The following is a 20913-nucleotide window of genomic DNA, read 5'->3' on the forward strand; positions in this document are numbered from 1 at the left end:
ATCGCCCGATCGGAGCAGGCGATACTGGGCGAATTCGCGGCCCCCGCGCGACGACGATGAGCGGCGAAATCCCCGCACCGAAATCGCCCCTAGGAGCTGCCGGTGACTTCCGATCATGTCGCGGTCGAGGACCCGACCCCGGTGCAGATCGCGGTGCTGGAGAGCGTCGCGCCGCACTGCCGCCACGACCCGTACCCCAGTTACGAGACCCTGCGCGCCGCCGGGCCGTTCGTGCCGGGGCCGCGCGAGACCCACCTGGTACCGCGGCACGCGCAGGCCCAGGCCATCCTGAGTGATCCGCGCTGGAGCCACGCCGAGGAACCGGAGCTGCTGCACGGCGACAGCGATGTGGAACTGCCCGGCTCGTTCCTGTGGATGGAGCCGCCGGACCACACCCGTCTGCGCGGTCTGGTGGGCAAGGCGTTCACCGCCCGCACCGTCGCCGGACTGCACGAGCGGGCCGACCGGCTCGTCGACGGACTGCTCACCGCCATGCTGGCCGACGGCGAGACGAACGCGCTCGAGGCGCTGGCCTACCCGGTGCCGTTGACGCTGATCTGCGAACTGCTCGGCGTCCCCGCCGAAGCGCACGCCCACGTGCGCGAGATCTCCGCGCACATCGCGCGCGGCCTCGACCCCGACACCCTGCTGAGCCCGGCCGAACTGGCCGCGCGCACCACGGCCGTGCACGCGTTCGACGAGTTCTTCGGCGACCTGGTCGCCCAGCGGCGCGCCGACCCGCGCGACGACCTGATCACGGCGCTGGTCCACGCCGAGGAGGCCGGGGTCCGGCTCACCCGCACCGAACTGATCGGCACCCTGCTCATCCTCGTCGTGGCCGGGCACGAGACCACGGTCAATCTCATCGGCAACGGGTTGCTGGCGCTGATCCGGCATCCCGACCAGTTCCAGCGGCTGCGCGAGGACCCCGCGCTGTGTGGTCCCGCCGTCGACGAGGTGTTGCGCTACGACCCGCCCGTGCACCTGACCACCCGCACCGCCCGGCACGAGATCGACCTCGCCGGAAGGACTTTCGTTCCGGGCGACGCGGTGATCGTGCTGATCGGCTCTGCGGCCCGCGATCCGGAGGCCTTCCCCGAGGCCGACCGCTTCGACATCGGCCGCTACCTGCCGGGCCGGCGACCCGAACGGCACCTGTCGTTCGGTCTCGGTCTGCACTACTGCCTCGGCGCGCCGCTGGCCCGCCTCGAGATGCAGGCGGTGCTGCGCGCCGTCGCCACCAGGGTCGAGCGGATGCACCTGCTCGCCGAACCGCCGTATCGCCCGAACGTGGTCGTGCGCGGCATGTCCGAACTGCGAATCAGCCTGGAGGGCCGATGAGTACCGCTGTCCCCGCCGACCTCACCTTCGACGCCTTCGCGCCCGAGCACCGCGCCGACCCGTATCCCGCCTATGCCCGCGTGCGCACCGCCACCCCGCTGTTCCCGTACTCGCTCGATGAGGTGCCGGTGCGGCTGGTGACCCGCTACGAGGAGTGCGCGGCGGTCCTCACCGGCGCCGATTGGGGCCACGGTTACGCGGCGGGCATCAGCCCCTTCCGCGACACCAGCGCCGCCATCCCCGGCTCGTTCGTCCGGATGGACCCGCCCGAGCACGGGCGCTACCGCAAGCTGGTGGCCAAGGCGTTCACCCCCAAGATGATCGGCGAGCTGGCGCCGGTGGCGGGCACCGTGGTGGACGGCCTGGTCGACGCGGCGCTCGAGCGCGGCGAACTCGACGTGCTCGAGGATCTGGCGGTCCCGCTGGCCGTCGCCATGGTCGCGGTGCGGCTGCTCGGCGCCGACGCCGCCGACGGTCCCAGCTTCCGCGCCTGGCAGCTGGCCATCGCGCGCGGCAGCGACCCCGACTCGCTGCTCGGGCCCGACGACATCAGCGCCCGCACCGACGCGGCCATCGCCTGCATGGGCCACTTCGCCGGGCTCATCGCCGAGAAGAAGCAGCGGCGCGGCACCGACCTGCTCAGCGAACTCGTCGCGGCCAGCGTGGACGGTGACTTCCTCACCGAGCCCGAGGTGATCGGGATGTCGCTGCTGCTGCTCGTGGCGGGCATGGAGACCTCGATCAACCTCATCGGCAACGGCATGCTCGCCCTGCTGCGCCATCCCGGGCAGCTCGCGCTGCTGCGCGCGCGTCCGGAACTGATCGGGCCCGCCATCGACGAGATGCTGCGCTATGACGCGCCCACCCAGTTCACGATCCGGGTGGCGCTGGCCGACACACAGGTCGGTGAGCACAGCTTCCGGCGCGGCGACGGCGTCGTCGTGCTCACCGGCTCGGCCAATCGCGACGAGCGGGTGTACCACGATCCCGACACCTTCGACATCACCCGCTTCACCGGAAACCGCCCGCCGCGCAAGCATCTCGGGTTCAGTCTCGGCATCCACTACTGCGTCGGCGCGCCGCTGGCCCGGATCGAGGCCGAGACCGCGATCCGCACGCTGCTCGATCGCGCGCCCGAGCTGGCACTGGCCGAGCAGCCGATCGAATACCGGCCCAGCCTGATCCATCGCGGCATCCGGCACCTCCCGGTGACCCTGTGACCGCCTCGCGCCAGCACGCGCTCGTCATCGGCGCCGGGTTCGCCGGGCTGCTGGCGGCGCGGGTGCTCGCCGAGCGGTTCGATCGGGTCACCCTGGTGGAACGCGACGAGCTGGACGCGAAAGAGACTGTGCGCCGCGGAGTTCCGCAGGCCTGGCACCTGCACGGCCTGCTCGACCGGGGCCGCCGGATCATGGAGGAGCTGTATCCGGGCTTCACCGAGGAAGCCGTCTCGGACGGTGCGACCGTGGCCGAGGTGCTCGTCGGCACCCGCTGGTACGTCGGCGGCTCCCGGCTGGCGGCGGGCGCGACCGGCCTCACCTCGCTGATCGCCACCCGGTCGCTGCTCGAAACCGTGCTGCGCCGGCGCACCCTGCGGCTGCGCGGCATCGAACTGCTGACCAGGACGACGGCGCAGGGCCTGGTCGGTGACGCCGAGCGGGTGCGCGCCGTCCGGGTGAGCGGCCCGGCGGGCGAGCAGACCCTGGCCGCCGACCTGATCGTCGACGCGGGCGGCCGCGGCTCGCGGATCATCCAGTGGCTCACCGAGATCGGCGCGGCGGTGCCCGAGGAGGAACGTCTCGACGTGGATCTGGGCTACGCGTCGCGGTTCTTCCGGCACCGGCCCGGCCAGCTCGGAGGACAGGCGTCGGTGATCGTGTCGACCGGCGCCGACGGGCGGGGCGGCGGGGCGGTGCGGGTGGAGGGCGACCGCTGGCACGTCACCCTCGCCGGGATGCTCGGCGACCACCCGCCGACCGACGACCAGGGCTTCCTCGACTACGCCGCGTCGCTGTCGGCGCCCGACATCCACACCATCGTCGTCGGCTCCGACGCCCTCGGCGAGCCGGTCCCGTACCGCTTCCGCACCGCCGTACGCAGGCGCTTCGATCGCCAGAGTTCCCCGCCCGCCGGGCTCGTCGTGCTCGGCGACGCCCAGTGCGCGTTCAACCCGCTCTACGCCCAGGGCATGACCGTGGCCGCGCTGCAGGCCGCGGCCCTGCGCGAGAGCCTCGACGCCGACGACCTCCCCGCTCGCTTCTACGCGGCCGCCGCCGACGCGGTGGCGGTGGCCTGGCAGCTGGCCGCCGGCTCGGATCTGCGCCATCCCGGCGTGGCGGGCAGGCGCACCCTGCGCACCCGGCTCACCGATGTCTTCGTGACCAGGGTGCAGCGCGTCGCCCACCACGATCCGCGCGTGGCGAGGACCTTCCTGCGGGTCGCCCACCTGGTCGATCCGCCCGCCGCGCTCACCGCGCCGGGCACGCTGCGCCGCATCCTCCTGTCCTGACCACCCTCGCGAGGAGACCCACCCATGACCTCCACGATCGATACCGACGCCGTCCAGACCGCACTGGTCCAGCTGTTCGGGCCCGACGGACGCGCCGACCCCTACAGCCCCGCCCGCGTGCTGCGCGAAGCGGGCCCGATCCACCAGACCCCGCTCGGCCACCACGTGCTCACCCGCTACGAGGACTGCGCGGCGGTGCTGTCCACCACCGCCTGGAGTCACGCCGAGGAAGCGGCGATGATGCACCCGACGGTGTCGCCGGAGAACGCCCCCGAGGAATTGCCCACCTCGTTCCTGTGGATGGAGCCGCCGGACCACACCCGCCTGCGCAACCTCGTCACCAAGGGATTCACCCCGCGCATGGTGACCCGGCTGCGCCCACGGATCGAGCAGCTGTGCGAGCAGCTCGTCGACGACGCCATGGCCGCGGGCGAATTCGACCTCGTCGAGCTGATCGCCTACCCGCTGCCGCTGATCATCGCCTGCGAGCTGATCGGCGTGCCCAAGGAGGCCTACGACCAGGTGCACCGCTGGTCGCAGGACCTGGCCCGCGGCTTCGACCACGACTACACGCTGCCCGAGGAATGCCTGCGGGCGCGCAGCGCGGCCTCGCGCGGATTCATGGGCTACTTCCGCGAACTGCTCAACGAACGCCGCGTGAGCCCGCGCGACGATCTGCTCAGCGCGCTGTCGCAGGTCGAGGACCGCGGCGACGTGCTCACCGAGCAGGAACTGCTCGCCACCTGCATCACCACCTTCGTCGCCGGGCACGAGACCACCGCCAATCTCATCGGCACCGGCATGCTGCGCCTGCTGCGCAACCCCGAGCAGATCCAGGTGCTGCGCGACCGTCCCGAGATGCTCGCCCACACCCCGGACGAACTGTTGCGCCTCGACCCGTCGGTACAGATCACCACGCGCGCCGCGACCCGGCCGATCACGGTGGCCGGGCACCGGTTCGAGCAGGGCGAAGGGGTGGTGGTGCTGATCAATTCGAGCAATCACGATCCGGCCGCGTTCCCCGATCCGGAGCGGGTGGACGTGACCCGCTACTCCGACCCGAAGAACCCGGCCAAGAAGCACCTGGGCTTCAGCCTCGGCATCCACTACTGCCTCGGCGCCCCGCTGGCGCTGCTGGAGATGGAGATCCTGCTCGACGTGCTGCTGCGCAAGGTCGGCTCGCTGGAACTGCGCAGCGAGAACCCGCCGTTCAAGCCGAATGTCGTCATCCGCGGCCTGGAGTCGCTGCCGGTGGCGGTCACGCCGGCCTGAGTGACGCGCTGCCCACGGCCCCGCCGACATCGGCGGGGCCGTCGGTGCCGGTCGGGCTGTCGGTGCCGGTCGGGATGTCGAGGGCGGCGAGCAATGCCGTGGCGGCGGGACTGCGGCCCGTCCGGCTCCAGACGGCGTACTCCACCCGGGTGGGCGCGTCGGTGACCTCGATCGTGCGCACGCCGACCAGTTGTGGCGCATGGGCTCTCGGCAGCATGGCCACGCACAGATCGGCGGCGACCAGGCGTGCGATGTAGTCCGCCGTCGTGACCTCGAAGGCGACGTCGCGGGTCAGCCCGGCCGCGGCGAAGGCGAGATCGGACTGGACGCGGCCCGCCGTCCCCGCCGGGAGATCGACGAAGACCTCCTCGGCCAGTGCCCGCAGGTCGACCTCGCCGGCGGAGGCGAGCCGATGCCCCGGTGCGACCACCGCGACGAGCCGATCGCGCGCGAGTTCGTGGACCGCGACCCCGCGCGGGCGCACCGTGGTCGGCATGCCGAGGAACGCCACGTCCAGGGCGCCCTGTTCGACCTGCTCGGCCAGGTCCTCGCTCGCCCCGACCCGCAGACTGATCCGCACCGCCGGGTGGCGGGCCCGGAACGCGCCCAGCGCGGCGGGCAGATCCACCGCGGCGACGGTCGGGATCAGCCCGACCGCGAGCCTGCCGCGCACCTCGCCGATCGCGGCCGCGACCTCCGCGCCCGCCCGCTCGGCGGCCGCGAGGCACTGGCGCGCGGCCGGGAGAAAGGCCGCGCCAGCCGGGGTGAGCCGCACCCGGCGGCTGGTCCGCTCGAACAGCGGCGCCCCCAATTCGCGCTCCAGCTTGGCGATCTGGTGACTCAGCGCGGACTGGACAACCAGGCAGCGCTCGGCCGCCCGGGTGAAACTGTTCGTCTCGGCGACGGCCAGGACATAGCGCAACTGCTGCAACTCCATCCGATCATCGTGTATCACGATCGTTGTGGTGACAAACATGTGTTGGATTCATGGATGCCGACGGTCTTCGATAGAGGACATGAACAGTGCGGTACGTCTTCTCGGATCGGTCGCCGTCGCCGCGGCCGTCCTGCTCCCCGTCGACCACGCGGTCGCGCAGGGACCCTTGTTTCCCACCACGATCGTGCTGCCCGACGGGTTCCAGGCCGAGGGGATCGCCATCGGGGCGCTGCCGGTGGCCTACTTCGGTTCCATGGCCGACGGGTCGATCTATCGGGCCGACCTCGTCACCGGGCAGGGGCACCTGCTCAGCCGAGGTCCGGGGACACCCGCGCTCGGCCTGCAGCTCGACGATCGTGGCAGGCTCTTCGTGGCGGGCGGCACCGGCGGGGACCTCCGGGTGCTCGACACCGGGACCGGCGCGGTGCTGGCCACCTACCGGTTCGCCACCGGCCCCGGCACTTTCGTCAACGACATCGTGCTCACCGCCGAGGGCGCGTGGGTCACCGACTCCACTGCCGCGGTCCTCTATCACCTGCCGATCGGGCCGGACGGCGCCCTGCCGCGGGCCGAGCAGGTGCGCCGGATCCCGCTCAGCGGTGACATGACCTATGTCCCCGAGGCTTTCAACGCCAACGGGATCGTGCGGACGCCGGACGGGAGCGCGCTGCTGATCGCGCAATCGGTGACCGGTGAGCTGTTCCGCGTCGATCCGGCGACGGGGCTCACCACGCGCGTGGACCTGCACGGCGATTCGCTACCCGACGTGGACGGGCTGCTGCTGCAAGGCAATACGCTGTTCGCCGTCCAGAACCGGCGCAACGCCGTCGCGGTCCTCACGCTCGACGGCGCCGGGACGCGGGGACAGGTCGAGCGGCGGATCACCGACCCCCGCTTCGACGTCCCCGCCACCGTCGCGGCCTTCGGGGACCGCCTCTATCTGCCGAACGCCCGCTTCGACACCCCTCCCACCCCGTCGACGCCGTACGCCGCGGTGGCCGTCGACCGGCGCTGAGACCGGCGGTCAGCCCGCCGTGTTCACATTGCGGAGCGTGACCAGCGCCGTGGCGCACAGGGTTTCGGTGCCGTCCTCTACGGAGAACAGCTCGGCCGCCGCGACGGTCAGCGTGGCGCCCGGCTTGATCACCCGGCCCCTGGCGATGATCTCGGCGCCCTTGGCCGGAGCCAGGAGCTTCACCGTGTAGTCGATGGTCATGTTGACCCACCCGATCGGGAGCAGGGTGCCCGCGGCCGACCCTGCCGCGAAATCCGCCAGCGAACCGAGCACGCCGCCCTGCAGATAGCCGTTGTGCTGGGTGAGTTCGGGGCGGTGCGGCTGGACGAGTTCCACCTCGCCGGGCGCGATCCGGCCGAAGCGGAAACCGAGGTGGGCGGCGGCGGGCATCGACAGCACGGCGGCGGGAACCACCTGGGCGTAGTCGGGGTTCGGCGGTGTCGTCATGCCGGACGGCTCCTTCGCTCGGGGTGGGCGGACCGTACCAAGGCGACGCGGCCCACGGCGGCGAACACCGTGGGCCGCGATCGCATGATCGGCGCTGCCGATCGCCGCGGTCAGCGGGCGCCGGCGCGCAGGACCACCTTGGCGTTGCGGCCCGGCGTCTCCGCGGCGACGGCGGCCTCGGCGGCCCGGTCGAGCGGGAACTCGGCCTGCACGTCGAGGCGCACGGTGCCGTCGGCGGCCCAGCCGACCAGTTCGGTGATCAGCCGCACGTAGTCGCCGCGATCAATCTCGGCGCCGCGCTGCTGGCCCCAGAAACCTTTCACCACAGCCTGTTTGAAGATAACCGCGCCGGTGTCGATGATCAGCGGCTGACCCGACAGCGCGCCGAAGGAGACCAGCTCGCCGCGGGGCGCCAGCAGTGACATCAACGCGTTGGCGGCCGGACCGCTGACCTGATCGACACCGCGCACGATCGGTTCGCCGTTGGTGACCTCCGCCGCCCGCGCCGTCCAGCCGTCGACCTCGGTGTCGAGCACCGGCCCGTAGCCGAGTTGCTCGATAGCGCGCACCGAGTCGGGCCCGCGCACCAGGCTCAGCACCCGGACGCCGCGCTGCTGCGCGAACAGGTTCACCAGCCGGCCGACCGCACCGTTCGCGGCGTTCACCGCGATCCACTCGCCCGGTCGCACCCGCAGGTCGTCGAGGAGCATAAGCGAACTCAACGGCATCGCCAGCAGCTGGCAGGCCGTCTCGTCGGGCACGCTCGGCGGCATCGGGACGACCTGGTCGGCGCGGGCCAGGAAGTAGTCGGCCCAGGCCGCCCGTGCCCCCGCGACCGCCACGCGCTGACCGACCTCGGGCCCGGTGACGCCCGCGCCGACCGCGTCGACGACACCCACCGCCTCGGTGCCGGGGGTGGCGGGCAGCGGCGGCCGGTATCCGTAGACGCCGCGGATGATGGCCAGGTCGTGATTGTGGATCGGGGAGAGGATGGTCGCGATCCGCACCTCACCCGGCCCGGGCTCCGGCGCGGGCACCTCCCGCGTGCCGAGCACATCCTTCGGTTCGCCGAACTCGTCGATGACGACTGCCTGCATCTGGGCCTCCGTGGTGGTCGCGTGTCCCCGCCCGAGTCGGCTCCCATTGTGGCACCGCGGCGGCCTCGATCAGGGCAGCGGCGTTTCGTGCACGCTGCGCCAGCGCAGGTCGCGGTCGAGCACGGCGGTGACCCGGCGCGAGTCGGCCGTGGCGCCGACGCGATGGGTCTCGAGGAACCGGAGCACGATCGTCGCGTCGTCGACGACGGTCTCGACCTCGGTGATGTCGATGGCGAGGCCGGGGCGGGCGTTGCGCGCGCGGCGCAGACCGGTCAGCAGTTCATCGCGCGCGAGCACCGCGCCCGCGGTGGTGACCATGGTGAACGCCGGATGCTGCGCGGCGGCGAAGCGGTCGAAGACCTCGTCCGGCGCGGCCGAACCCAGCCAGCGCGCGAGATCGGCGTGCAGGGATTCGACGGCGGCGACCAGGTCGGGTCGCGGCGGGCGGGGAGTGCGCACGGGCGAATTCTAGTCGCAGGCGCCGATGTCAATACGCCGCGAGACGGATGTGGGAGGGACCTGGGTCGTGGGGAGAATTCGCTCTCGCGGTGGACGAGCCGAGCGGCACGCCACGCCTACCCTCGGTGAATGACCGCCGGAACACGCTCGTCCGCACCACCTTCGGGCCGCCGCATCGCCGAGATCGACATCGTGCGCGGGTTCGCGCTGTTCGGCATCCTGATCACCAACGCGATCGTCGCGACCACGCTCTGGTCGGTGGTCGGCACCCGCGACAAGCCGGTCTCGGTGTTCGACGGCACCCTCGACCAGGTGGTGCGCGCGGCCGTCGACGCGCTGTTCACCGGTCGCTTCTATCTGCTGTTCGCCTTCCTGTTCGGGTACTCGTTCACGCTGCAGATCGCCGCCGCCGAGCGGGCGGGCGCCGCACCCACCCGGCGGTTGCTGCGGCGGTGTGGCGCCCTGTTCGGGATCGGGCTGCTGCACGTCTGGTTCCTGTGGATCGGCGACATCCTCACCCTGTACGCGGTGCTGTGCCTGCTGCTGATCGCGCTGCGGAAGAAGAAGGCGCGCACCGCGATCGTCACCGCGATCGTGCTGTACACCCTGTGGTCGGTGTGGGCGTTCCTGCCCGGCGGCGACGTCGGCATCCTCGGGCTCGGCGAGTTCTTCGACCTGCCGAAGCTGTCGGCCGACTACACCGGTGGCTTCGCCGACACCTTCGCCGCCCAGACCGCTATCGCCCCGATCTGGCTGTTCCTGATCTGGTTCAGCCAGGGCCTGCCGAGCCTGGCGATGTTCCTGCTCGGGATGACGGCGGGCAACCGCAGGCTGTTCGAGGACCCGGAGACGCTGCGCCGCTGGTCTTCTCGCGCGATGCTGATCGGGTTCGGTCTCGGCGTGCCGATCTCGGCCATGACCTTCGGCCAGCTCATGCACTGGTGGGACCCGCCGCTGCTGCACGGCGTGCAGTACCTGATCGCTCCCGCCATGACCTTCGCCTACCTCGCCGCGATCCTGCGCCTGACGCACCTGCCGCGCACCGGCCGGTTCCTCGCCCTGCTCGCCCCCGCGGGCCGGATGGCCGCCACCAACTACATCGGCCAGTCGGTCGTGCTCATGATCGTCTACACCGGCTACGGTTTCGCCCTCGCCGACGACCTCCCGCCCCTGGCCGTCATCGGCGTCGCCCTGCTCACCTTCGCCGCCCAGCTCGCCATCAGTACCTGGTGGCTGCGCGGCCACCCCTACGGCCCCGTCGAGTGGGTCCTGCGCGCCGCCACCTATCGCACGATCCCGGCCTGGCGGCGGCCCGCGGAACCTGTTGCCGCGCAGGGCGAATAGCGGGTCTTCGCCTACCCGATCCGGTCATGCCGGTACGTCGTCATGGTCATGCGTGATCTCGTGGAGCACGAGTTCCGCCTGGTGCAGTACTTGCGTTGACGTCCTGCGCGCGGAGGTCGACGGACTTATTGAATCGTATTCAGAAAGTTCTTGACCGGGGGGTGGGCGACCCCTACTCTCAGCGTTACTGAATCCGATTCAAACTCTGGGAGGTGTGGTGGTCGGCAATCGACGAGGCGAGGCCTCGCGTGCGGCGCTGTTGACGGCGGGGAAGGCGGCGTTCAGCAGCGATCGCTACGAAGAGGTGTCCATCGTCGATCTGGCGCGCTCGCTCGGGGTGGCCGCGGGATCGATCAGCTATCACTTCGGCGGCAAGCGAGGCTTCTACCTGGCGGTTCTCGAACAGGCGGCCGAGGAGTTCTGGGGCGACCTGCTCGCCATGCGCGGACCAGCGCTCGACCGGTTGACCCGCGGAATCGACCGGTTCCTCGACGAGGCCGAGCATCAGCCGCGGGCCTTCGAGGCGTTGTACGCCGATGTCGCCGACGCCGAGGTACGGCAGATCCGCGACCGCTACCGCGTCCAGCTGACCGACGCCCTGGTCGTCGAGGTGACCGGCTCGGACGCCTCGCCGGTCTTGCGCGCGGCGATCGACGGCTTCGTGTCCTACCTCGAGGGCCTGGCGCTGCACTGGGCGCGCACCCGCGCGATCAGTCGCGCGCAGGTCAAAGAGCTCGTCGTGGGCACCATGTTCGGGACCATCCTGGCCGCGCTGCGCACCGACCCGGACATCGAACTGACGCAGCGGGCCATCGATGCCGCGCTGTCCGACCCCCAGGCCGTGGCATTCCTCGGCTCCCTGTCCACCGCATCGAAGACGACGGAGTGATCACTGATGTCCGAAGTTCTGCCCACCGGTCCCGCGCGGATCGTGGAGACGCCGCTCGCGCGCGGAATCGCCTGGCTCGTCGGCCCCCGCGGACTGCGCAGCAGCGCGGCGCTGCGGCGCGCGGTCGAGGGCAAGGTCGTCGTGATCACCGGGGCGTCGTTCGGCGTCGGCGAGGCGACCGCGCGCTGGTTCGCCGCGGCCGGTGCGCGGGTGGTCATCGCCGCCCGTTCGATGGAGCGGCTGCTCGAGGTGGCCGAGGAGATCAACGCGGCCGGCGGCGAAGCGTACCCGTATCGCCTCGATCTCACCGACGAGCAGTCCGTCGCGGAGTTCGCGGCGTCGGTGCGCTACGGCCTGGGCGAGGTCGATGTGCTGATCCACAACGCGGGCAAGTCGTTACGGCGTTCGATCCACCTGTCCTATGACCGGCCCAAGGACCTCACCGCCACCGCAGGCGCCAACTACCTCGGGCCGATGCGGCTGACGCTGGCACTGCTGCCCGGCATGCGGGCGCGCGGCAGCGGCCACATCGTGAACGTCTCCACCGTCGGGATCATGTTCCCCAACGCGCCGAAGTGGGGCTTCTACCTGTCGTCGAAACTGGCCTTCGACTGGTGGATGCGCGCGGTCGGCGCCGAAGCCCGCGCGGACGGGGTCACGCTGACGACCTTCTACGGCGGCCTGCTGCACACGAGAATGAGCGCCCCGAGCCGGTGGATGCGCGTGCTTCCCGGGCAGACCCCGGACGACGCGGCGAAGGTGCTGGCCAAGGCGGTGGTCAAGAAGCCGCGGACGATGACCCCGCTCTACGGGTTCCCCTCGGCGGTGTCGGCCACCGTGTTCCGGCTGCCACTCGAGGTGCTCGTGGAACGGATCTACCGAAACCTGGGGGACACCCAGGCCTCGCTGTCGCGGATCACGCCCACTCCGGTACCGGCCGACCGGGACGATCGACCGCGGGTGAACACCCGTGCCCACTGACCTGACGCACACCGCCCGCCAGTGGGGCGCGGCGATTCCGGCGGTCCTCGCTTCGGGGATGCTCGCCCCCGTCGGCCCGCGCAAGGCAGCGGCGTTGGCGCGTGCCTTCCATCGGTACGGACCGACTCCGGCGATGTTGCTGGCGGCCACCGCGATTCGGCACCCGGACAAGATCGCGATCATCGACGACTCCGGGCACCTGACCTATCGGCAGTTGCAGCGACGGACAGAGGCGATCGCCGCGGCACTGTATGCCGCCACCCCGACACCACCGAGGTCGGTCGGCATCCTCTGCCGCAACCACCGCGGCTTCGCCGAGGCGATGTCGGCGGGGGCGCAACTGGGCGCGGAGTTGATCTTCATCAACACCGAACTCCCGGCCGCGCAACTGCGATCCATCCTCGCCAGGCACAACCCCGACGTCCTCGTCTACGACGACGAGTACACCGCCGCGGTGGCCGAGGCGGGCATCGCGGGCCTGCGGGTACTGGCCTGGCACGAACCCGGCACCGGCCCCGGCGACTTCCCGACACTGGACGAGCTCGCGGGTCGCCGTCATCCGGCACCGCCGCGCGTGCGGCGGGCGGTGGCGATGACCCTGCTGACCTCGGGGACCACCGGCCTGGCCAAAGGGGTGCCGCGGGCGGTGAAGCCCACCGCGATCGTGGCGCTCACGCTGACCGCGATGTCCATTCTGCGACTGCGCTCCACCGACCGGGTCCTGGTGGCGCCGCCGATGTTCCACGGATTCGGGCTGCTGTCGCTGCTCGGTCCGCTGGCGCTCGGCGCGACCGCGATCTGCCGCCGTCGCTTCGACGCCGCCGCCGCGCTCGACGACATCGCCCGGCACCGGGTGACGGCGGTGATGGCGGTGCCGGTCATGCTGCAGCGCCTGCTCGCGGCGCCGGAACTGGCCGAAAGCGGTTCGGGGCGTGCGGCATTGCGCATCATCGTCACCGGCGCCGCGCCGATCTCCCCGACGACGGTCGCGCGGCTGATCGAGGTCTTCGGCCCGATCCTGGTCAACGGGTACGGCTCGACCGAAGCGGGACTGGTCACGATCGCCACACCCGCCGATCTCGTGGCCGCCTCCGACACGGTCGGCCGCCCCGCCCTCGGAGTGTCGGTCCGTATCCTGCGGGCCGACCGGAGCGACGCCGCGCCGGGGGAGATCGGCGAGATCTTCGTCCGCAGCGGCCTGGAATACACCGGCTACACTCCCGATCCCACGGCGCGGACCTCGGCCAAGGAGATCGTCGACGGCCACGTCTCGACCGGCGACATGGGCCACATCGATGCCGGCGGCCTGCTGTTCATCGACGGTCGCGCCGACGACATGATCGTCTCCGGCGGGGAGAACGTCTTCCCCGGTGAAGTCGAGAACCTGCTCGCCGCGCACCCCGCCATCAGCGACGCGGTCGTGATCGGCGTGCCCGACGCCGAATTCGGCCAGGTCCTCGACGCCTACATCGTGCTCGGTCCCGGCGCGGCCGACCCGGGCGAGGCGTCGCTCAAACAGCATGTCCGCGAAGGACTCGAGCGCTACAAGGTGCCCAAGCGATTCATCGTGCTCGACGAGATCCCGCGCAACGCCGGCGGAAAAGTCCTGCGGGCGGCCCTGCGCGCCCCGACCGGACCCTGACAACGCGCTACCCCGAAAGGCGAAACCCATGGCAACGACGCCACCTCGCGAACCCTCCATCATCATCATCGGCGCCGGTGTCGCCGGGATCGCGGCCGCCGTCACCTTCAAGAAAGCGGGCTTCGAGGACTTCGTGATCCTGGAGAAGGGATCCGACGTCGGCGGGGTGTGGTTCTGGAACCGCTACCCCGGGCTGACCTGTGATGTACCGTCCCAGCTCTATCAGTTCGGCTTCGCGCCGAAGCCGGACTGGAGCCGGGTGTGGGCCACCGGCCCGGAGATCCAGCGCTATCACGCGAAAGTCGTGGACGAATTCGGCTTGCGCGCGCATCTTCGCCTGGACAGCGAAGTCACCGACGCGGTGTTCGAGGACGATCGATGGCAGGTGACCGTCGCGGACGGCACCCGGTTGAGCGCGGACTTCGTCATCGCCGCGACCGGGGTCCTGCACCATCCGTTCACCCCGGATCTGCCCGGCCTCGACAGCTTCGAGGGCACAGTCGTGCACACGGCCCGCTGGGACGACGCGCTCGTCACCGCGGGCAGGCGTGTCGCGGTGATCGGGTCCGGATCGACGGGCGTGCAGGTGGTCTCGGCGCTGCAACCCGAGGCGGCGCGGCTGCTCCAGTTCACCCGCACCCCGCAGTGGGTGCTGTGGGCGCCGATGGGATTGCGCCGATCCGCCCTCGTGGCCAAGGCGCTCGCGGCCTCGCCCGCCCTGCACGACCGTGTCTACGCGGCGGCGCTGTGGGCGTCGGGGATCCTCGCCGATGTCGCGCTGCGTCCGACCTGGCGCAGGCGCGCCGTGCAGGAGCTGGCGAGGTGGTCGCTGCGCGTGCAGGTCCGTGACAAGGCTCTGCGCGAGTCGCTGACGCCCGGCTATCAGCCCCTGTGCAAGCGGCAGGTCCTCTCCGGCAGCTACTACCGGGCGATCCAGGCGGACAACGCCGGACTGGTGACCGACGCGATCACCGAGATCACCCCGGCCGGCATCCGCACCGCCGACGGGCGCGAACACGCGGTCGACGTCATCGTCTTCGCGACCGGCTTCCACCCGCACAACTACATGCGGCCGATGAACCTGCGCGGCCGCGACGGGCTCACCATCGACCAGGCGTGGGCGAAAGGCCCACGCGCCTACCGGATGTCCGCCATTCCGGGCTTCCCGAATCTGTTCACCGTGCTCGGGCCGAATTCCCCGACCGGATCGATCTCCCTGCAGTACTCGGCCGAACTGACCGCCCGCTACATCACCCGCTGGCTGCGACGCTTCGCCGCGGGCGAGTTCGACACCGTCGAGGTCACCGAGGAGGCCACCACCCGGTTCACCGACGCGGTCACCGAGGCGATGGGTCCGACCGTGTGGAACACCGGCTGCAACTCCTGGTACTTCACCGAACAGAACACCATCGACCTGTGGCCCTTCGACCGCGCGACGATGACCGCCCTGCTCACCGAACCCGACGACAACGACTTCCTGATCACGACCACCGCGGCCGGAGCCGCAGACCCGAAGGAGCGCGAATGTCGCTCGACGCGATGACCTCCGCGCGGCGCACCGGCCGGGGCCTCGCCGGGAAACGCAGTCCCTGGGCGACACTCGCGGCGGCGATGCTCGCCGTGGCGCTGATCGCCGTCACCGGGCCCGCCGCCGCGACACCGGGTTCCGGGTCGGCCTCGGGGTCCGGATCGCGGGGCGACTTCTACCTACCGCCGACGCCGCTGCCGGCCGGGGCGCCCGGGCAGATCGTGCGCAGCGAACCGTTCACACTCGCCCTGTCGGTGCCCGGCGCGCAGGGCCAGGTGCCCGCGAACGCCGTGCGGATCATGTACCTCAGCGCCGACACGCACGGGCGTCCCGCCGCGGTCACCGGCACGTATCTCGAACCCACGCTGCCCTGGCCCGGTCCGGGGCCGCGACCGCTCGTCGCGGTGGCGCCGGGCACCCAGGGGCAGGGCGACCAGTGCGCGCCGTCGAAGGGATTCGCCGAACTCGTCCATTACAGCTTCCCGCTCGACCTGTGGGTCAGCTACGAGATCGTCACCGCCTATGCGCTGCTCGCGCGCGGCATGGCGGTGGTGATGACCGACTACCACGGGCTCGGCACACCCGCGGTGCACGACTACGTCAACCGGGCGGCCGAAGCGCACGCGGTCCTCGACTCGATCCGCGCCGCCCGGGCGCTGACCGGAATCACCCGTCCCAGTGCGATCTTCGGTTACTCCCAGGGCGGCGGCGCGGCGGCCGCCGCGGCCGAACTGCACGGTGACTACGCCCCGGAACTCGACCTGCGCGGCACCTATACCGGGGCGCCGCCCGCGGACCTGCGCGCGGTACTGGCGAGCGCGCCCGCCGTCAACGGGCTCGTGCCCGGGGTGCTCGGTGGCTTCGCGCCCGGATTGCTCGGTTACACGCTCAACGGCATCGTCGCGAACAACCCGGAGCTCGCGCCCGTCGTCGACGAGGTCACCAATGCCGCGGGCAAGCAGATGATGGCCGAGCTGGCCACGACCTGCGTCGCGGAAGCGGTGCTGCGCACCATGCTGCGACCGGTCACCTGGTACACCGCAGGCGGACGGCAGCCGATCGAGATCATCGACAGCACACCGGAACTGGCGGCGATCGTCGACGATCAGCGCATCGGCAGGCGAAAGCCGGTGGCGCCGGTCCTGATCGCCGCCGGTACCAACGACGATGTGCTGACCTATCCGCAGGTCCGTCAGCTCGCTGTCGACTGGTGCGGGCAGGGCGCCACCGTACAGTTCGAGCCGACGGTCTGGCTGCCCCCGTTGTTTCCGAGTACCGCGATCGGCCACCTGCTGGAATTCCTGCCCGCGACGGTCGCCGCTCACGACTGGCTCACCCAGCGCCTCGCCGAGGTCCCCGCCCCGAGCAACTGCGCGGCGCTGCCGTGACGGACGTCAGACGGTCGAGGCCGCCCGGTGGAATTCGGCGCGCCAGCGGTGGCGGCCGGGGAGGTCGGGGCGGGGGAGGCGCTCGACGCGGACCGGGGTGAGGTCGGGGGTGGCGATGGCGTCGATGTCTTCCGGGGTGAGGGGCCAGGGTGGGCCGGGCAGGGGTGCGCCGGCGATGTCGGCGATGACGAGCAGGGTCGCGCCGGGGGCCAGGAAGGTGCGCAGGGCCGCGGTGGCGGGCTCGCGCACCGCCGGTGGCAGGGATTGCACGGTGATGGATTCGATCACCAGGTCGAAGGCCGCCGTCCAGGCCGCGGGCGGGTGCAGCAGATCGGCGACCCGGTAGGTGACCGGCGACTCGGGGTGGCGGGCGCGGGCGCTGTGGATCGCGGTGGGGGAGATGTCGAAGGCGGTGGTGCGGATGCCCTGGGCGGCGACGAATTCGGCGTCGGTGCCGAAGCCGCAGCCGATGACCAGGGCGCGGATTCCCCGCGGCGTCGAACGACCGGTGAACCAGTCCACCAGCAGGGGATTCGGGTCGGGGCGGTCCCAGGGGACGGGCGAGGAACCCGCAGCGGCCTCGGCGTAGAGGGGCTCGAACCACCCGGTGGGGTCGTTCGCGGCCAGGGCTGCGGCTGCGAGGCGACGATCTGCGGGTTCCTGTGCGTCCGTCATGCGACCAGTCTTCACCACGGCCCGGTGCGCGTGGCTCAGGGGATGAGGACGACTTTCCCTGTGGTGGCGCGGGATTCGAGCGCCTCGTGGGCCCGGGCGGCCTCGGCGAGGGGGAACTCCGTGAGCGCGGGGGTGAAGATGCCCTCGGCGGTGAGGTCGAGGGCGCGCTGGGACAGAGGCAGGAGATCGCCGCCGGCGCGTTCGATCATCGGCGGGCCGAGTACGGAGCGGGAGGTGAGGTGCCGGGACGCGAGAGTCGTCGGGTCCATGGCGGTTTCGGTGCCGCTGGACCAGCCGTAGATCAGGTGGGTGCCGCCCGGGCCGAGCAGATCGACCGCGGCCGCGCCGTTCGCGCCGCCGACACCGTCGAACACATCGGTCGCGGTGCGTCCGCCCAGGCGGGCGCGGACCCGGTCCGGCCAGTCGGCGACGGTGTAGTCCACGGCGATGTCGGCGCCGTTGGCCTCGACCCGGCGGACCTTCGCGGGCCCGCCCGCCAGCCCGATCACGGTGGCGCCCATCGCTCTGGCGTACTGCGTGAGCAGGGTGCCGATGCCACCGGCCGCCGCGGTCACCACCGCGACACTGTCGGCGTCGAGATCGGTGAACAGCAGGATGCCGAGGGTGGTGCGGCCGGTGCCGACCATGGCGACGGCGGCGCCGGGGGAGACGCCGTCGGGGATGGTCAGCAGGCGATCGGCGGCGGCCACCGCCAGCTCGGCGTACCCGCCGGGGGCGGTGCCGAGATGGGTGACCACCGCGCGGCCGAGCAGGCCCGGATCGACGCCATCACCCACCCGGTCGACGACTCCGGCGATCTCACGTCCGGGCACCGTCGGCAGGGCGGGCACCGGGAACGGGCCCGGCTCGCCACGGCGCAACGCGGTGTCGACCAGGTGCACACCGCTCGCCGCGACGGCGATGCGCACCTGACCGGCGGCGGGTTCGGGATCGGGGACGGTCTCGTAGCGCAGGTTCGTGGCGGGACCGAATTCGTGCAGTCTGATCGCGTGCATGGCCACCATCGTTCAACCTGAATGACGGTTGAGGTCAAGCGCCGTGGTCAGCCCGCCATCGGTCGCTGCTCGCGGTCGGCGCGGGCCGCGAATCCGTCGCACAGCGCGTCCAGGCCGAGGAACAGCAGGTCCTCCGAGGTCAGCTCGCTCACCCCGGCACCGTTCAGCTCGGCCAGGGCGGGTGGCACCGGGAACGAGGGAGTGCCCTCCAGTAGATCCCGCAGCCCGTTCGTGTCGTCGGTGGCGGTGCGCTTCTCGGCCAGCAGCGAGCCGCCGACGACGGGCAGGCTCGCGCCGGAGATGTAGTTCCACACCGTGAACGCCATGGTGGTGGCCTCGCGCACCGACACCTCCAGCTCGCGCAGCCCCGCCACCAGCCAGGCCAGGCTGTTCAGCCCCTGCGGGCCGAAGCTGTAGCGGGGCACCGCGAAGGTGAGCAGCACCCAGGGATGCTGCTGGTAGAGCTCCCAATCGATCTGCGCCGCGATGCGGACGCGATCGCGCCAGGTCCAACCGCGCCCCGCCGGGTCGGGATAGGGATGCCGAGCCGCGATCTCGTCGGTCATCGCGGCGATCAGCTCGTCCTTGTTGGTCACGTGCCGATACAGCGACATGGTGCCGACCTCGAGCCGCTCGGCGATGCGCCGCATCGAGACCGCGTCGAGCCCGTCGGCGTCGGCGAGGGCGATCGCTACGTCGACGATCGCGGTGCGGGTGAGCTTCGCATCAGTCATCCCATGATTCACTTTCCATTACCCCCGGTCATGCGTACACTGTACCCGTTCCCCGCGTACGGCGTACGCAAACCCCTGGAAGGATGTCGGAATGACGAAGCTGGAACCGGCGGTGCCCACCGCAGTCGCCGGTGGACGCCGCGCGTGGCTGGGCCTCGGCGTGCTGCTGCTCCCGGTGCTGCTGGTGTCGATGGACATCTCGGTGCTGTTCCTCGCCATGCCGACGCTCACGGCCGACCTGGACCCCAGTGCCTCCCAACAGCTCTGGATCCTCGATATCTACGGCTTCATGCTGGCGGGGCTGCTCATCACGATGGGCAATCTCGGCGATCGGATCGGCCGCCGCAACATCCTGCTCCTCGGCGCCTCCCTGTTCGGCCTGGCCTCGGTGCTCGCCGCGTTCGCGCCCAGCGCCGAGATCCTGATCGCCGCGCGCGTGCTGATGGGGATCGGCGGCGCGACGCTGCTGCCGTCGAGCCTGGCGCTCATCTCGAGCCTGTTCCCCGACGCGCGCCGCCGCGCCACCGCGATCGGCGTGTGGACCGCGTTCTTCGCCGGCGGCTCGGCGGTCGGCCCGATCATCGGCGGGCTGCTGCTGCACCACTTCTGGTGGGGCTCGGTGTTCCTGATCAACATCCCCGTGCTGGCGATCCTGCTGATCTTCGGCCCGATCCTGTTGCCCGAGCACCGCTCCGCCACGCTCGGTCCGCTCGATCTGCCCAGCGTCGCGCTGTCCATCGCAGGCATCCTGCCGGTGGTCTACGGCATCAAACACCTGGCGGCCGAGGGCTTCGACCTCGCCTCGGTGGTGATCGCCGCGATCGGCGTCGTCGTGCTGGTGGTGTTCGTGCGCAGGCAGCGCAGCCTGGCCGAACCGCTGCTGGATCTGAGCCTGTTCACCCGGCCGCTGTTCCGGGTCGCGATCGGCGCCAGCCTGGTCGGCATGATGTCACTGGCCGCGATGAGCTACCTGACCAGCATCTACCTGCAGTCGGTCACCGGGCGTGATCCGCTGCAGGCCGCCCTGCTCGGCATCCCGATGGCGGTCGCGGTGTTCGTGTTCTCGATGAGCGGCGCGACCGTCGGGCGGGTGCTCGGGGTCCGGGCGACCTTCACCCTCGCCCTGGTGATGTCGGCCGTGGGCAATCTGATGCTGCTCGGCGTCGGCGTCGACGGTGGGCTGCCCTGGTACATCCTCGGCTCGATGATCGCGGGCATCGGCTACGGCATCTCGTTCACGCTGGTGTCGGACGTCGCGGTGTCGGCGGTGCCCGCCGAGCGGGCCGGATCCGCGGTGGGCATCTCCGAGACCAGCTTCGAACTCGGCAATTCGCTCGGCCTGGCACTGCTGGGCTCGGTGGCCGCGCTGGTCTTCCGGTCCGGTGGCGACTTCGGCGACACCCTCGGCGAGACGATCCTGCACGCGAACGGCGACAGCGGCCTGGTGGCCGCGGCGCGCGAGTCGTTCGTGACCGGCATGCACGTCGCCACGACGGGTGGCGCCCTGCTGCTCCTCGCCATGGCCGCGCTGGCCTGGCGGTCGGCGCGTGGCGCCCGCGCGATGACGACCGAGACCCGGGGTGAGCTGCACCACTGAGCGCCCTGGCAGGGTGGATGCCGCGGCCGGTTGCATAGGATC

General features: G+C 71.4%; 19 protein-coding genes. 12 read left to right on the plus strand and 7 right to left on the minus strand.

Annotated features, from left to right (window positions below; genetic code table 11):
- Positions 1 to 102: 102 nt before the first annotated feature.
- The 4 genes from AB0H56_RS19220 to AB0H56_RS19235 are packed head-to-tail and all read left to right on the plus strand — an operon-like array spanning position 103 to position 5122.
- On the plus strand, positions 103 to 1341 hold the full coding sequence (locus AB0H56_RS19220) for a cytochrome P450 (RefSeq protein ID WP_357164760.1): 1239 nt from the start codon (positions 103 to 105) through the stop codon (positions 1339 to 1341).
- Entirely contained in the window at positions 1338 to 2561 is a 1224-nt protein-coding gene (locus AB0H56_RS19225; protein WP_357164763.1) for a cytochrome P450, read from the plus strand. The genes AB0H56_RS19220 and AB0H56_RS19225 overlap by 4 nt, the downstream gene beginning before the upstream one ends.
- The gene (locus AB0H56_RS19230; protein WP_357164766.1) at positions 2558 to 3850 is read left to right on the plus strand and encodes an FAD-dependent monooxygenase; all 1293 of its coding nucleotides are present in this window, start codon (positions 2558 to 2560) and stop codon (positions 3848 to 3850) included. The genes AB0H56_RS19225 and AB0H56_RS19230 overlap by 4 nt, the downstream gene beginning before the upstream one ends.
- 24 nt (positions 3851 to 3874) lie before the next feature.
- A complete protein-coding gene (locus tag AB0H56_RS19235; RefSeq protein ID WP_357164769.1) occupies positions 3875 to 5122 on the plus strand; it encodes a cytochrome P450 in 1248 nt (415 codons plus the stop codon).
- Here AB0H56_RS19235 and AB0H56_RS19240 read toward each other — a convergent pair.
- Complete coding sequence (locus AB0H56_RS19240; RefSeq protein WP_357164772.1) at positions 5109 to 6059, minus strand: LysR family transcriptional regulator; 951 nt, start codon at positions 6057 to 6059, stop codon at positions 5109 to 5111. The genes AB0H56_RS19235 and AB0H56_RS19240 overlap by 14 nt on opposite strands.
- 79 nt (positions 6060 to 6138) lie before the next feature.
- Between AB0H56_RS19240 and AB0H56_RS19245 the strand changes: the two genes are divergently transcribed.
- Complete coding sequence (locus AB0H56_RS19245) at positions 6139 to 7074, plus strand: superoxide dismutase (RefSeq protein ID WP_357164775.1); 936 nt, start codon at positions 6139 to 6141, stop codon at positions 7072 to 7074.
- A gap of 9 nt (positions 7075 to 7083) precedes the next feature.
- On the opposite strand, the gene AB0H56_RS19250 is transcribed toward AB0H56_RS19245, so the two are convergent.
- The 3 genes from AB0H56_RS19250 to AB0H56_RS19260 all read right to left on the minus strand — a co-directional run bounded on the left by AB0H56_RS19250 (position 7084) and on the right by AB0H56_RS19260 (position 9077).
- Positions 7084 to 7521, minus strand: coding sequence for a PaaI family thioesterase (locus AB0H56_RS19250; protein ID WP_357164778.1), 438 nt, complete (start codon positions 7519 to 7521; stop codon positions 7084 to 7086).
- Between the two features lie 110 nt (positions 7522 to 7631).
- Positions 7632 to 8618, minus strand: a complete 987-nt coding sequence (locus AB0H56_RS19255; protein ID WP_357164781.1) for a zinc-binding dehydrogenase — start codon at positions 8616 to 8618, stop codon at positions 7632 to 7634.
- A gap of 69 nt (positions 8619 to 8687) precedes the next feature.
- Entirely contained in the window at positions 8688 to 9077 is a 390-nt protein-coding gene (locus AB0H56_RS19260) for a hypothetical protein (RefSeq protein WP_357164784.1), read from the minus strand.
- Between the two features lie 129 nt (positions 9078 to 9206).
- Here AB0H56_RS19260 and AB0H56_RS19265 point away from each other — a divergent pair, with 129 nt between their 5' ends.
- The 6 genes from AB0H56_RS19265 (at position 9207) to AB0H56_RS19290 (ending at position 16849) form a co-directional block, all read left to right on the plus strand.
- Entirely contained in the window at positions 9207 to 10421 is a 1215-nt protein-coding gene (locus AB0H56_RS19265; protein WP_357164787.1) for a DUF418 domain-containing protein, read from the plus strand.
- Between the two features lie 217 nt (positions 10422 to 10638).
- Positions 10639 to 11310 (plus strand): helix-turn-helix domain-containing protein, encoded by a 672-nt coding sequence (locus AB0H56_RS19270; protein WP_357164790.1) that lies wholly within the window; start codon positions 10639 to 10641, stop codon positions 11308 to 11310.
- Between the two features lie 6 nt (positions 11311 to 11316).
- A complete protein-coding gene (locus tag AB0H56_RS19275) occupies positions 11317 to 12291 on the plus strand; it encodes an SDR family NAD(P)-dependent oxidoreductase (RefSeq protein WP_357164793.1) in 975 nt (324 codons plus the stop codon).
- A complete protein-coding gene (locus AB0H56_RS19280) occupies positions 12281 to 13933 on the plus strand; it encodes an AMP-binding protein (protein WP_357164796.1) in 1653 nt (550 codons plus the stop codon). Before AB0H56_RS19275 ends, AB0H56_RS19280 begins: the two co-directional genes overlap by 11 nt.
- Before the next feature lie 28 nt (positions 13934 to 13961).
- Positions 13962 to 15476 carry an NAD(P)/FAD-dependent oxidoreductase gene (locus tag AB0H56_RS19285; protein WP_357164799.1) on the plus strand — a complete coding sequence of 505 codons (1515 nt, stop codon included), beginning with the start codon at positions 13962 to 13964 and terminating at the stop codon, positions 15474 to 15476.
- Positions 15458 to 16849 carry an alpha/beta fold hydrolase gene (locus AB0H56_RS19290; protein ID WP_357164802.1) on the plus strand — a complete coding sequence of 464 codons (1392 nt, stop codon included), beginning with the start codon at positions 15458 to 15460 and terminating at the stop codon, positions 16847 to 16849. Before AB0H56_RS19285 ends, AB0H56_RS19290 begins: the two co-directional genes overlap by 19 nt.
- A gap of 6 nt (positions 16850 to 16855) precedes the next feature.
- On the opposite strand, the gene AB0H56_RS19295 is transcribed toward AB0H56_RS19290, so the two are convergent.
- The 3 genes from AB0H56_RS19295 to AB0H56_RS19305 are packed head-to-tail and all read right to left on the minus strand — an operon-like array spanning position 16856 to position 19274.
- Positions 16856 to 17524: a class I SAM-dependent methyltransferase gene (locus tag AB0H56_RS19295; protein ID WP_357164805.1), complete on the minus strand. Its 669-nt coding sequence runs from the start codon at positions 17522 to 17524 to the stop codon at positions 16856 to 16858.
- Between the two features lie 35 nt (positions 17525 to 17559).
- Positions 17560 to 18540 carry a zinc-binding dehydrogenase gene (locus tag AB0H56_RS19300; RefSeq protein WP_357164808.1) on the minus strand — a complete coding sequence of 327 codons (981 nt, stop codon included), beginning with the start codon at positions 18538 to 18540 and terminating at the stop codon, positions 17560 to 17562.
- A gap of 47 nt (positions 18541 to 18587) precedes the next feature.
- Positions 18588 to 19274 (minus strand): TetR family transcriptional regulator, encoded by a 687-nt coding sequence (locus AB0H56_RS19305; RefSeq protein WP_357164811.1) that lies wholly within the window; start codon positions 19272 to 19274, stop codon positions 18588 to 18590.
- Between the two features lie 91 nt (positions 19275 to 19365).
- Between AB0H56_RS19305 and AB0H56_RS19310 the strand changes: the two genes are divergently transcribed.
- The gene (locus AB0H56_RS19310; RefSeq protein ID WP_357164814.1) at positions 19366 to 20871 is read left to right on the plus strand and encodes an MFS transporter; all 1506 of its coding nucleotides are present in this window, start codon (positions 19366 to 19368) and stop codon (positions 20869 to 20871) included.
- Positions 20872 to 20913: the final 42 nt, after the last annotated feature.

The sequence above is a fragment of the Nocardia sp. NPDC050717 genome, assembly GCF_040654275.1.
In the GTDB taxonomy this organism is placed as follows: Bacteria; Actinomycetota; Actinomycetes; order Mycobacteriales; family Mycobacteriaceae; genus Nocardia.